At 58.6% G+C, this 12,691-nt stretch carries 13 protein-coding genes; 7 read left to right on the forward strand and 6 right to left on the reverse strand.

The genetic code is table 11. The annotated features are described in order from the left end of the window. Window position 1: 1 nt before the first annotated feature. Both cydB and CYD26_RS03710 read left to right on the forward strand, forming a co-directional pair. Complete coding sequence (gene cydB / locus CYD26_RS03705) at window positions 2–1,009, forward strand: cytochrome d ubiquinol oxidase subunit II (RefSeq protein WP_065759285.1); 1,008 nt, start codon at window positions 2–4, stop codon at window positions 1,007–1,009. A 21-nt stretch (window positions 1,010–1,030) separates the two neighbouring features. Then, window positions 1,031–1,186, forward strand: a complete 156-nt coding sequence (locus tag CYD26_RS03710) for a DUF2474 domain-containing protein (RefSeq protein ID WP_065759284.1) — start codon at window positions 1,031–1,033, stop codon at window positions 1,184–1,186. Window positions 1,187–1,262: 76 nt separating this feature from the next. Here CYD26_RS03710 and CYD26_RS03715 read toward each other — a convergent pair whose 3' ends face one another. Then, window positions 1,263–2,387 carry a methyltransferase gene (locus CYD26_RS03715; RefSeq protein WP_102051823.1) on the reverse strand — a complete coding sequence of 375 codons (1,125 nt, stop codon included), beginning with the start codon at window positions 2,385–2,387 and terminating at the stop codon, window positions 1,263–1,265. 99 nt (window positions 2,388–2,486) lie between these two features. Next, window positions 2,487–3,167, reverse strand: coding sequence for a LuxR family transcriptional regulator (locus tag CYD26_RS03720; protein ID WP_245704318.1), 681 nt, complete (start codon window positions 3,165–3,167; stop codon window positions 2,487–2,489). Between the two features lie 200 nt (window positions 3,168–3,367). Here CYD26_RS03720 and CYD26_RS03725 point away from each other — a divergent pair, with 200 nt between their 5' ends. After that, window positions 3,368–4,144 (forward strand): ferredoxin--NADP reductase, encoded by a 777-nt coding sequence (locus CYD26_RS03725; RefSeq protein WP_102051824.1) that lies wholly within the window; start codon window positions 3,368–3,370, stop codon window positions 4,142–4,144. 43 nt (window positions 4,145–4,187) lie between these two features. Here CYD26_RS03725 and mscL read toward each other — a convergent pair whose 3' ends face one another. Then, window positions 4,188–4,601, reverse strand: coding sequence for a large-conductance mechanosensitive channel protein MscL (gene mscL, locus CYD26_RS03730; RefSeq protein WP_065759280.1), 414 nt, complete (start codon window positions 4,599–4,601; stop codon window positions 4,188–4,190). A 174-nt stretch (window positions 4,602–4,775) separates the two neighbouring features. On the opposite strand from mscL, the gene radA reads away from it, so the two are divergent. After that, a complete protein-coding gene (radA, locus tag CYD26_RS03735) occupies window positions 4,776–6,143 on the forward strand; it encodes a DNA repair protein RadA (RefSeq protein WP_065759279.1) in 1,368 nt (455 codons plus the stop codon). Between the two features lie 80 nt (window positions 6,144–6,223). Here radA and CYD26_RS03740 read toward each other — a convergent pair whose 3' ends face one another. Then, entirely contained in the window at window positions 6,224–7,750 is a 1,527-nt protein-coding gene (locus tag CYD26_RS03740) for a nucleobase:cation symporter-2 family protein (RefSeq protein ID WP_065759278.1), read from the reverse strand. 232 nt (window positions 7,751–7,982) lie between these two features. Further along, entirely contained in the window at window positions 7,983–8,348 is a 366-nt protein-coding gene (locus CYD26_RS03745) for a PilZ domain-containing protein (protein ID WP_102051825.1), read from the reverse strand. A gap of 185 nt (window positions 8,349–8,533) precedes the next feature. On the opposite strand from CYD26_RS03745, the gene CYD26_RS03750 reads away from it, so the two are divergent. The 3 genes from CYD26_RS03750 to yjiA all read left to right on the forward strand — a co-directional run bounded on the left by CYD26_RS03750 (window position 8,534) and on the right by yjiA (window position 11,865). Beyond that, window positions 8,534–10,600 carry a carbon starvation CstA family protein gene (locus CYD26_RS03750; RefSeq protein ID WP_065759276.1) on the forward strand — a complete coding sequence of 689 codons (2,067 nt, stop codon included), beginning with the start codon at window positions 8,534–8,536 and terminating at the stop codon, window positions 10,598–10,600. An 18-nt stretch (window positions 10,601–10,618) separates the two neighbouring features. After that, window positions 10,619–10,816 (forward strand): YbdD/YjiX family protein, encoded by a 198-nt coding sequence (locus CYD26_RS03755; protein WP_065759275.1) that lies wholly within the window; start codon window positions 10,619–10,621, stop codon window positions 10,814–10,816. Window positions 10,817–10,902: 86 nt separating this feature from the next. Next, window positions 10,903–11,865, forward strand: a complete 963-nt coding sequence (yjiA, locus tag CYD26_RS03760) for a GTPase (RefSeq protein ID WP_102051826.1) — start codon at window positions 10,903–10,905, stop codon at window positions 11,863–11,865. 176 nt (window positions 11,866–12,041) lie between these two features. Here the strand turns inward: yjiA and CYD26_RS03765 are convergent, their stop codons facing one another. Beyond that, on the reverse strand, window positions 12,042–12,614 hold the full coding sequence (locus CYD26_RS03765) for a hypothetical protein (RefSeq protein WP_145991777.1): 573 nt from the start codon (window positions 12,612–12,614) through the stop codon (window positions 12,042–12,044). Window positions 12,615–12,691: the final 77 nt, after the last annotated feature.

Below are 12,691 nucleotides of genomic sequence, written 5' to 3' on the forward strand. Positions count from 1 at the left end.
CATGGGTATCGATCTACCGCTGATCTGGGCCGTGATCATCATCTTCGGGATCATGATGTACGTGATCATGGATGGTTTCGATCTGGGGATTGGCATGCTCTTCCCCTTCATCAAGGACGACCGTGACCGCGACGTGATGATGAACACTGTTGCGCCGGTCTGGGACGGTAACGAAACCTGGCTGGTGTTGGGCGGCGCTGCACTGTTCGGCGCCTTCCCGCTGGCCTATGCCGTGGTGCTGTCAGCGCTGTACCTGCCGTTGATGCTGATGCTGGTCGGGCTGATTTTCCGTGGTGTGGCCTTCGAGTTCCGTTTCAAGGCCAAGGCCGACAAGCGTCATATCTGGGACAAGGCGTTCATTGGTGGCTCGCTTGCGGCCACCTTCTTCCAGGGGGTCGCGTTGGGTGCCTTCATTGAAGGCTTCAAGGTGGTCGACCGTTCCTACGCCGGTGGTAGCCTGGACTGGCTGAGCCCGTTCAGCCTGTTCTGTGGCGTGGGCTTGGTAGTCGCCTACACCTTGCTGGGCTGTACTTGGCTGATCATGAAAACCGAAGGCAAGTTGCAGAAGCAGATGCACGATCTGGCGCGGCCGTTGGCGTTGGTGCTTCTGGCGGTGACCGGCATCGTTAGCCTGTGGACGCCGCTTGCGCACCCGGACATCGCCACGCGTTGGTTCAGCCTGCCGAATCTGTTCTGGTTCCTGCCGGTACCGATCCTGGTGCTGGTGACCCTCTATGGCCTGCTCAAGGCAGTGGCGCGTAATGCCCACTACACCCCGTTCCTGCTGACCCTGGTGTTGATCTTCCTGGGCTACAGCGGGCTGGGTATCAGCCTGTGGCCAAACATCATCCCGCCATCGATCTCTATTTGGGATGCTGCTGCGCCACCACAAAGCCAGGGCTTCATGCTGGTCGGCACCTTGTTCATCATCCCGTTCATTCTGGGGTACACCTTCTGGAGCTACTACGTGTTCCGCGGCAAGGTGACCCACGAAGACGGCTACCACTAGGGTTTGAACGGAGGGTGTGAAATGGCTGTTAAAGAAACCGTTAACGCCGAAAACAAACCGCTCTGGCAACGCTTGGGTTGGTTGGCGGTGATCTGGGCGGGCAGCGTCGTGACCTTGGGGATATTCGCCTGGCTGATGCGCCTGTTCATGAGCGCTGCCGGCCTTAGCACCCATTAGGCAAACTCCCATTGCCGCCTTGCGGCGGCCTCTCACCCTTCGTAGCGGTTCGCTACGAAGGGTTTTTTTTGCCTGTTCACTTGCGCGCTTTCAACACCACGAACTTGGGGTTGGCCCCGACTTGTTCGACGCCACGGAACAGCCGCGCCAGTTTGCTGTGGTAACCCAGGTGGCGGTTACCGACGATGTAAAGTGCACCGCCGGGGACCAGTGCTTCGCGGGCCTGCTGGAACATGCGCCAGGCCAGAAAATCGCCGACCACCTGCTGCTGATGGAACGGCGGGTTGCACAGCACCACGTCCAGTGAGCGCTCGGGCTGGCTGGCCAGGCCATCGTCGGCGCGTATTTCCACGTCACGCTCACCCAGCGCCGCGTGCCAGTTTTCGCGGGCCGACTGAACCGCCATATAAGACTCGTCGACCAGTGTGTACTGTGCCTGTGGGTTGGCCAGCGCACTGACGATCGCCAGCACGCCGTTACCGCAGCCAAGGTCGGCGACCCGCGCTTGCCCGAGGTTCTTTGGCAGGTGGGGAAGGAAGGCCCGTGTGCCAATGTCCAGGCCTTCGCGGCAGAACACGTTGGCATGGTTGAGCAGGTTCAACGCCGGTTCGTCCAGACGATAGCGGGTCGGGTAGGGCGAGGTGAAGGGGGCTTTGCTTTCTGCCGTGGCAATCAGCAAGCGTGCCTTCTTGCGCGCCAGGGAGGCCTGCACCGGGCCGATGTACTTTTCCAGCAGATCGCCAGCGGCACGTGGCAAGTGCTTGATCATCGCGCCAGCGATGACCTGAGCGCCTGGAGCCAGATGCCCCTGCAGGCGAATCAACTGCTCCTCAAACAACGCCAGGGTTTTGGGAACGCGCACCAGCACGCGTTCGAACGGGCCTTGCCACGCGGCACTGGCCGGAACGAAGGTGACACTGTCAAAGGGCTGACCGTTACGCGGCAGGTTCTTTTCCAGACCAAGCCTTGCCAGGTATGAGTCGCCACTGCTGACCACCTGTACATGACGGCTCAAACTGATGGCCAAGGCACCAAAACTGTCATTCAGTACCAGCACCCGAGCACTGCTCGGCAGCGCCTGTTCGGCCAGGTGCTCAAGCAGGTACTCATCGGCGGCATCAAACGCTTGTAGGGGGTCGTTGGCTTGTTCGGGTTGGCGGATCAGGTCAAGTTCGGCAAAGGGGTTGATCAGCAAGGGCATGGCATAAGGCTCTGGGGCATCGGCGGCCGTCGCGGCGAGCGACGGCAAGTTGACGACGATTCTACAGGGTTTACACCGCACTGACTGGCGCTTGGCGCGTCATAAAAGACCATTCATGGCGGCCCGGACAACCGCACTGGTCTTGTTATTGGTATTCATCTTCGCCATGACGCTACGGATATGGAAATTAACGGTGCTTTCAGACAAGGCCAGAATACAGGCGATGTCGGCCGCGGTTTTGCCCTCGGCGGACCACTTGAGCACTTCGATTTCCCGAGCAGACAATTCATATGTCAGGCGTTTGGGTGGGTGAATGCGCTCCACGATCAGGGTGTGTATCAGGTTACATAGCCATAAGGTATGGCAGGCCTTGTCAAAGAACTCGGCAGTCGTTACAGGGCCGTTCGCCCGAAGCACGCTGAGCATGCTCTGATTGCCGCGAGCGTCGTGTATGGCCAGGCTCCAGCCGAAACGCAGGCCAAAGGACTGTGCTTCCTCCCAGTATTCGGGAACCTCGGCAAACGCGTTTTCATCCCAGAGAATGGCGGCCAGTGATTGCTGACAATGGGTTGCTATGGGGTCAATCTTTATGTAATCGCCCTGTTGGTAGCGCGTGTTCCATTCACTTGGAAAGTTGTTCAGGAGTATGTACTGAGGGGATTGGGTCGCAACGTGCCTGCGGATCGTGAACCCCAGGAAGTCCATGCCGAGTTGCTTTGCCAGGGACAGTGCAATTTCAAACAGCTGCTGTTCGTTGTGTTCATTGAGCAGCTGTTGCATCTGCTCCTGGTTCCAATAGGGCATGGCAAGTCACCTCCTTTTGATGGATCCAAACTCCGTGTGTTTTTGATTGTAGGAAAAGTCCTAGTATTTGCTTGGGTTATTTTGCGATAGCAGGTGCAGGTATCGCTTACTAATCGTCCGTGTTTATGCGGCGCATTTTGCGAGACACTGGTCTTAATCGACGATTGGAGCAGGTCATGACTGCCAGTGAGGAGAAGTTCACGCGTCAAACGCTGCTGGATGTGCAGCCGCTGACCCCGAGTCTGTTCAGTTTGCGGATTACGCGTGACCAGGGGTTTCGTTTCCGTGTCGGGCAGTTCGCGCGCCTGGGCGTGACACGGGCTGATGGCAGTGTGGTCTGGCGTGCGTACTCAATGGTCAGCGCCCCGCACGATGAGTACCTCGATTTCTTTTCCATCGTGGTGCCGGGAGGGGAGTTCACAAGCGAACTCAGCCGTTTGCGTCAGGGTGACAGCCTGCTGATTGATCGCCAGGCATTCGGGTTTCTGACCCTGGACCGCTTCGTGGGTGGACGTGATCTGTGGTTGTTGGCAACCGGCACGGGTATCGCTCCCTTTCTATCAATCCTGCAGGATTTTGAAGTATGGGAGCGGTTTGAACGCATCAAGTTGGTGTATTCGGTGCGTGAGGCCCGGGAGCTGGCTTATCAGCCACTGATTGCGGGCCTTGAACAGCGCGATTACCTGGCCGAATACGCGGGTGCGTTGCAGTTCATTCCCATCGTTACCCGTGAGCAACACCCGGGGGCACTCAACGGGCGTATCACTCGATTGATCGAGAATGGCGAACTGGAGCGTGTTGCCGGTGCAGCACTGACGCCCGAACATTCACGGGTGATGATCTGTGGTAACCCGCAGATGATCGATGACACCCGAGCGCTACTCAAACAGCGCGACATGCAATTGAGCCTGAGCCGTCGGCCCGGCCAGGTTGCAGTGGAAAACTACTGGTAGCAGCATCAGGCGCTGGCGCACGCGGGCGCCAGCGTTGTGTCGCTTACGGCTTGTTGCTTTGGTTCTTGAGCAGGTCACGAATCTCAGTCAGCAGCTCTTCTTCCTTGGTAGGGACAGGGGGCGCGCTGGGTGCAACGGCTTCTTCGCGCTTGAGCCGGTTGATCGCCTTTACCCCCATGAAAATGGCGAAGGCGACGATGATGAAGTCGATGACGGTCTGGATGAACTTCCCGTAGGCCATGACCACTGCGGGCACATCACCTTCGGCGGCTTTCAGGGTGACTGCCAGGTCGCTGAAGTCCACCCCACCAATTAGCAGCCCAATGGGTGGCATCACTACATCACCGACAAAAGATGAAACGATTTTGCCGAAGGCTGCGCCGATAATGATACCGACCGCCATGTCGACCACGTTGCCCTTGACTGCAAAGGCTTTGAATTCACTGAGCACGCCCATGGTTTATTCCCTGTAACAGATGAGATTGGTGAAAACAGTGTAAATCAGCTATGCGAGTCATGCTTATCGCTGCGGCTACAGACTGTGGTTATACCGAAAAGTTTTGTCTTCCACGGTTGGCCCCATGGGCTTGCCTGCTCGGCTATCATGGCGGTTTTTCCAGGAGACCGCCCCATGGCCAAAGCCAAGCGCATGTACGGCTGCACCGAGTGTGGTGCGACCTTTCCGAAGTGGGCCGGGCAATGCGGTGAATGCGGCGCCTGGAATACCCTGGTCGAAACCGTGTTGGAAAGTGGTGCAGCCGCAGCGCCCAGTGGCCGCAGTGGCTGGGCGGGGCAGCAGGCGCAGATCAAGACCCTGGCAGAAGTCAGTGTCGAAGAAATTCCGCGTTTCACCACGGCCAGTGTCGAGCTTGACCGTGTGCTCGGTGGTGGGCTGGTGGATGGTTCGGTGGTGTTGATCGGCGGCGACCCGGGTATCGGCAAGTCGACCATCCTGCTCCAAACCCTTTGCAACATTGCGACCCGCCTTCCGGCGCTTTATGTCACGGGCGAGGAGTCGCAGCAACAAGTGGCCATGCGTGCGCGCCGCCTGGGTTTACCGCAGGACCAGTTGCGGGTCATGACCGAAACCTGCATTGAGAACATCATTGCTACTGCCCGGGCGGAAAAGCCCAAGGTGATGGTTATCGACTCGATCCAGACCATCTTCACCGAGCAATTGCAGTCGGCCCCTGGCGGTGTCTCGCAGGTGCGCGAAAGTGCGGCCTTGTTGGTGCGTTATGCCAAACAGAGCGGTACGGCCATTTTCCTGGTCGGTCACGTGACCAAGGAAGGCGCCTTGGCCGGGCCGCGCGTGCTGGAGCATATGGTCGATACCGTGCTGTATTTTGAAGGTGAGTCCGATGGACGCCTGCGTTTGCTGCGGGCAGTGAAGAACCGTTTTGGTGCCGTCAATGAACTGGGCGTGTTCGGCATGACCGACCGTGGCCTCAAGGAAGTCTCCAATCCTTCGGCCATCTTCCTCACCCGTGCCCAGGAGGAGGTTCCCGGCAGCGTCGTCATGGCCACCTGGGAGGGAACTCGGCCGATGCTGGTTGAAGTTCAGGCGCTGGTTGACGACAGCCACCTGGCGAATCCTCGGCGAGTGACGCTTGGTCTGGATCAGAACCGGCTGGCAATGCTCCTGGCGGTGCTGCACCGCCATGGCGGCATCCCGACCCATGACCAGGACGTGTTCCTCAACGTAGTCGGTGGTGTGAAAGTGCTGGAAACCGCCTCCGACCTCGCACTGTTGGCGGCGGTGATGTCGAGCCTGCGCAATCGACCCTTGTCCCAAGACCTGCTGGTGTTCGGTGAGATTGGCCTGTCGGGTGAAGTCCGTCCGGTTCCCAGTGGGCAGGAACGCCTCAAGGAAGCCGCCAAGCATGGCTTCAAGCGCGCCATTGTTCCCAAGGGTAATGCACCAAAGGAAGCCCCTGCAGGCTTGCAGGTCATTGCGGTCACGCGCCTTGAGCAGGCGCTGGATGCGTTGTTCGAGTGACGCATCAGGCCTGCAAATGAAAAGGGCCGACGATTCCTCGTCGGCCCTTATGCTGCTCAGTGCATCAGTGCATCAGTGCATCAGTGTTCAGCCGCAGCGGTTCGTCGTTCTGACGGTGCGCCGTGGTCGTGGTCGTGTTCGCTAATGACCGGAATCTCCTTGCCGTCGGCATCGAACAGCTTGCCGTCCTCGAAGTAATCACCGTCGCGCAGGGCGGAAATGTCCGAGTAATTGATCGTGCGCTCGTAAGCGGCAGCAAACACCGACTGCTGGTCCGAGTTGCCAGTCGTGAAGTGGTTGAACGTCAGGTTCAGAAGAATCGCCATGATCGCCGCCGAGCTGATGCCGGAGTGGAAGATGGTTTCAAACCAGCTTGGGAAATGGTCATAGAAGGTCGGTGCAGCGATCGGGATCATGCCGAAGCCCAGCGAGGCGGCGACGATGATCAGGTTCATGTTGTTGCGGTAGTCCACTTTCGACAGCGTGCGAATACCGCTGGCAGCAACGGTGCCGAACAATACGATACCGGCACCGCCCAGTACTGAGGTTGGTACGGCGGCAATGATGCGCCCCATGATTGGCAGAAGCCCCAGCACCACCAGAATCACCCCGCCGGTTGCCACTACGTAGCGGCTCTTGACGCCCGTCACAGCCACCAGGCCAACGTTCTGGGCGAAGGCGCTCTGGGTGAAGGAGCCGAAGATGGGGGCAAGGATGCTCGACGCCATGTCGGCGCGCAGGCCATTGCCCAAGCGCTTGGAGTCAACCTTGGTGTCGATGATTTCGCCAACCGCGAGAATATCCGCCGAGGTTTCTACCAAGGTCACCATGATCACGATGCACATCGACAGAATGGCGGCGATGTGAAAGGTCGGCATACCGAAATGGAACGGTTCAGGAAAGGCCACCAGCGGGCCGTCCAGGACCTTGGAGAAATCCGCCATGCCCAATGACCAGGCAATCAGTGTGCCGATGACCATGGCCAGCAGGATCGACAGGCGAGAGATCGCTGCGCTACCGAGTTTGCTGAGTACCAGCACGATGGCGAAGGTCAGGGCCGCCAGGCCGATGTTGGCCATGCTGCCAAACTCTGGCGATTTGCTGTTGCCGCCCATGACCCAGCGCGCCGCCACGGGCATCAGTGTCAGGCCGATGGTGGTGATGACGATACCGGTGACCAACGGCGGGAAGAACTTGGTAATGCGTGAGAAGACGGGCGTGATCAGGAAGCCTATCAGCGATGCGGCCATGACCGCACCCAACACGCCAGGCAGACCTCCACCGCCTTCACTACTGAGAATGGCGCCCATGGTTGCCACGCCTGCGAATGAAACGCCCTGTACCAATGGCAACTGGCAGCCAAAGAACGGTAAGCCAAGGGTTTGTAGCAGTGTTGCAAGACCACCTGCGAACAATGAGGCCGCAATCAACAAACCGATATCAGCCGGCCCCAGTCCCGCGGCCTGGCCGAGAATCAAGGGAACCGCAACGATACCGCCGTACATGGTCAATACGTGTTGCAGGCCGTAAGCCAGGTTGGCGCCGAGGCCTAGGTTTTCGTCTTCGGGACGTTGCGCTGAAGACGTGCTAGCGGAGGACGTATTCATGAGGAGCAGGGTCTCTGTTTTATTGTTGTGGGCCTACTGTAGACAACAAGTGGCAATCATTATCAGAAGAATTGTATACAATTTTTAGATGGCCCGAGCGGATCTGTTGCACGCAATCGGTGTGCCATATTTTCTCATTAATGGTATGCAGGGCGTTTGGCAGGCGCGCCAACGGAGCCTTGTAGCGATCGCTAAAGGCTCTGGTGGGGATTGGGTAGTTGGCTAAACGTTCCTACGCTTCGATCAGTTGCCGCAGTTCGCGCTCAAGTTCTTCCGGGTTGGCCAGGTTCAGTTCGATCAGTCGCCGCAGGTGCGAAATGGAGTCCAGATCAATGAACTGGCAAACGAAACCCATCTGGTTGCCCTCCTCGTGACGCAACTCCACGTGCATCTTCACTTCGTCGTGGTCGTTGAGGTGTATGGAGGCATCGAAACCCTGGATAGGGTCGCCCTGCCAGCCCTCGGGGCATTCGATCAACAACCCCTTGAGCGACAGATCCAGCAGTTTGACGGGCCATCGTTGATCACCTTGCACCAGCTCGGTGCGGGCATCGAAGGGAACACGTTTGAAAAGCCGACGTTCGTGATGGTCGCTCATGGCCAAGCCCTCCGGGGTTCGCACTCAACTATAGTCCAGTGCTTGTCAGGTACGCGTGTTAGGTGCATAACAGAGCCATGAGTTTCCTGCTCGGGAGGCTCTAGAACGTAGCAGGTATGGCAATGTGCGATGACTCGCCCTAGACTCGTCGGGCAGTCTTTCAATCCACTAGCTGGAAGCTAATCATGAACAACAATAATAGCCTGCTGCGCCACTTGCCGTGGCTAGCGCTGGCAATCATCGGAGCCTGTGCGTTGGGTGTGGTTGCCCTGCGTCGCGGTGAAGCCATCAATGCCTTGTGGATTGTAGTCGCGGCGGTGGCTATCTACCTGGTTGCCTACCGTTACTACAGCCTGTTCATCGCCACCAAGGTGATGCAGCTCGATCCACGTCGGGCGACACCGGCGGTACTTAATAACGATGGTCTGGACTATGTCCCGACCAACAAGCACATCCTGTTCGGCCACCACTTTGCCGCGATTGCTGGCGCAGGGCCGCTGGTCGGACCGGTTCTGGCTGCGCAGATGGGCTATCTGCCCGGTACGCTCTGGCTGATTGCCGGTGTGGTGCTGGCAGGTGCGGTTCAGGACTTTATGGTGCTGTTCCTGTCCACCCGTCGCAACGGCCGTTCGCTGGGCGACATGGTCCGTGAAGAGATGGGCCGGATTCCGGGCACCATTGCCCTGTTCGGCTGCTTCCTGATCATGATCATCATCCTCGCGGTGCTGGCGCTCATCGTGGTCAAGGCCCTGGCCGAGAGCCCATGGGGCATGTTCACGGTGATGGCGACCATCCCGATCGCGATGTTCATGGGCGTTTACATGCGCTACATCCGCCCGGGGCGTATTGGCGAAATCTCGCTGATGGGTGTTGTCCTGCTGTTGCTGTCGATCTGGCTGGGCGGGCAGGTTGCTGCCGATCCGACCTGGTCCAAGGTCTTCACCTTCACCGGCGTACAAATCACCTGGCTGTTGGTGGGTTATGGCTTTGTGGCTGCCGTACTGCCTGTGTGGCTGGTGCTGGCGCCCCGTGACTACCTCTCGACCTTCCTCAAGATTGGCACCATCGTAGGCCTGGCGATCGGTATTCTGGTCATCGCGCCTGAACTGAAAATGCCTGCACTGACCCAGTTCACCGACGGTACTGGCCCTGTCTGGAAAGGCACCCTGTTCCCGTTCCTGTTTATCACCATCGCGTGTGGTGCGGTATCGGGCTTCCACGCCCTGATCTCCTCGGGCACCACGCCGAAGCTGCTCGACAACGAAACCAACGCCCGCTACATCGGTTACGGCGGCATGCTGATGGAATCGTTCGTAGCCATCATGGCCATGGTCGCTGCTTCGGTGATTGAACCGGGTGTCTACTTCGCCATGAACAGCCCGCCTGCCGTAGTCGGTAGCGATGTGGTCGCGGTGGCGCAGACGGTCAGCAACTGGGGCTTTGCCATCACGCCAGATGTGCTTGAGGGCGTAGCCAAGGACATCGGTGAGCACACCATCCTGGCCCGTGCGGGCGGTGCCCCGACCCTGGCGGTCGGTATCGCGCAGATCCTGCACCAGGTGCTGCCGGGTGAGAACACCATGGCCTTCTGGTACCACTTCGCGATCCTGTTTGAGGCGCTGTTCATCCTCACGGCGGTAGATGCGGGTACCCGTGCCGGACGCTTCATGTTGCAGGATCTGTTGGGCTCCTTCATTCCGGCGCTCAAACGCACTGAGTCGTGGACTGCCAACCTGCTGGCAACAGCCGGTTGTGTGGCCATGTGGGGGTATCTGCTGTACCAGGGCGTGATCGATCCGTTGGGCGGGATCAACACCTTGTGGCCGCTGTTCGGTATCTCCAACCAGATGCTGGCGGGCATTGCGCTGATGCTGGGTACTGTGGTGTTGATCAAGATGAAGCGCCAGCGCTACATCTGGGTCACCCTGTTGCCTGCTGTCTGGCTGCTGATCTGCACCACCACCGCGGGCTTCATCAAGCTGTTCGATCCGAGCCCGGCGGTCGGTTTCCTGGCGCTGGCCGACAAGTACAGCGCGGCACTGGATGCCGGTCAGGTACTCGCACCGGCCAAGGATATCAACCAGATGCAACACGTTATCTTCAACGCCTACACCAACGCGGCGTTGACCGGCCTGTTCCTGTTCGTGGTGTTCAGTATCCTGTTCTTCGCACTGAAGGTCGGTATTGCCGCCCTTGGCAAGAAAGAGCGTAGTGATAAGGAAACCCCGTTCCACCCTGTGCCGGACGCGTAAACACTGAGGAATGCAGTCATGTTCAACGACCTTGGTCGACTGGGTAAGTACCTGGGGCAGGCAGCCCGCCTGATGGTCGGTATGCCTGACTACGACACTTACGTCGAGCATATGCAAACCAAACACCCGGACAAGCCGGTGATGAGCTACGAGGCGTTCTTCAGGGAACGTCAGGAGGCGCGTTACGGGGGGAAGGGTGGGCCCAAGTGCTGTTAACCTTGGCTGACGGCCTGTAATAAACCTGTGGGAGCACGGTACGCCGCGCTCCCACAGTCATTTTTAGCGTTCAGGAGATTTTGCGCGTGCTACCTCCAATCCCCGTTACCGTGCTCAGTGGTTTTCTCGGTGCAGGCAAGACCACCTTGTTGCGCCACCTGCTCAAGGCCGAGCACGGCCTGAAGATCGCCGTGATCGAAAACGAATTCAGCGATGCAGGTATCGACACGGAACTGCTGGGTGACGAACCGGTGCAGGTCATGACCCTGGCCAATGGTTGTGTTTGCTGCAGCATCCATACCGACCTGACCAAGGCCCTGTTCCTGTTGCTGGAGCGCCTGGACAGTGGCGAGATCGCCTTCGACCGTTTAGTGATCGAATGCACCGGCCTTGCCGACCCCGCACCCGTGGCACAAACCTTCTTCATCGACGAAGAACTGCGTGAGCGCTACATCCTTGATGGCATTATCACCTTGGTCGATGCGGCGCATGCCGACCTCCACCTGACCCAGACCATTGCCCAGGCCCAGGTCGGTTTTGCCGATCGCCTGCTGGTGAGCAAGACCGATCTGGTCGATGCCACCCAGTTCCAGGCCTTGAGCGAGCGTCTTGGACGGATCAATCGTCGTGCGCCGATTCATGTGGTCGAGCACGGCAAGATCGACCTGTCCGAGTTGCTGGATGTGCGCGGCTTCAATCTCAATGCCGACCTGGGTGGCGGTCTGAGCTTGCGCCCGGTTGCACAAGGCAATAGTGGTGACCGCATAAGCAGCATGGTACTGCGTACCGAGAAGCCCCTGAACATCGATCGGCTCAGCGATTTCATGAATCGCCTGCTCGAAGACCATGGCCGACAGCTGTTGCGTTACAAAGGGGTGCTTAATATTGAAGGCGAGCCACGCCGGCTGGTGTTCCAGGGTGTCTTGAAGTTGTATGGTTTCGACTGGGACCGCGCCTGGGAGCAGGACCAGACGCGGGAGAGCGTCGTGGTGTTCATCGGCGACGATTTGCCTGAAGAACAGATTCGCTCAGCGTTCGAGCAGCTGTAGGCTGCTTGTTAACTGGCGCTCAACCAATCGACGTCGCGGGCAAGAATGTTCAAGCGCAATTGGGTGCCCGACGGTGCATCATAGAGGAGCGAGAACCAAGGTAATTTCCCAAAGCCTGTGAGGGCAGGAGGAACAATGCCCTGGTGGTCGTACCATGGGGCATCGCGGTTCTATCCTCAGAACTCATCCGGGTAGCTCAGCCAGGGTGCATTGCGCTCCTGGATATCCAGAATGAAACCCAGTGGGCTCCCTCCCGCAGTGTTGAGGTAGGTAGGCTCTGCGTCATGTCGGCTGCTCCGATGCACGAATCCTTTACCTGCACGCTGCAAAAACATGCCAACACGATCGCGTTTTATATGCTCAAGTGACGTTTCGCCGCGTTGTGGATGGATCAGCTTGAAGGGGACGGGCTCCCGCTCGGCGATGATAAAAGCGCCAATGTGGCCATTATCATCGGCACTGATGCCTCGGCCAAAATACGGGCCAAGCGAACGGACATACAGGTAGTAACCTTCGGGCGTATGCCTGAAGTACAGGGTCAAGGGCTCCACGGTGTTGCCGTTGGCAGGCGGTTGATGGCCCAGCAAATGGGCGTCACTTCGGGGTTGCAACGCCCCGGCCAACAAGCCTTCGCCGCCGAACGGGGCGATGACTTCTGCCGGAGTTCCCCGCAGGACATCAAGGCAATGAATGGGGTATGCCTGAGTACGCAGGTGGGCGAGGAACGAGCTCTGTCGATGGGTGGGCATGGTGTTCGCCTTGTAGTTCATTGAGTGACAAAGGCGCATGGGCCTTCGTATTCGCTGAACCTAATGGCAAGGCGGTT

It is taken from the genome of Pseudomonas sp. FFUP_PS_473 (assembly GCF_002858665.1).
In the GTDB taxonomy this organism is placed as follows: Bacteria; Pseudomonadota; Gammaproteobacteria; order Pseudomonadales; family Pseudomonadaceae; genus Aquipseudomonas; species Aquipseudomonas defluvii.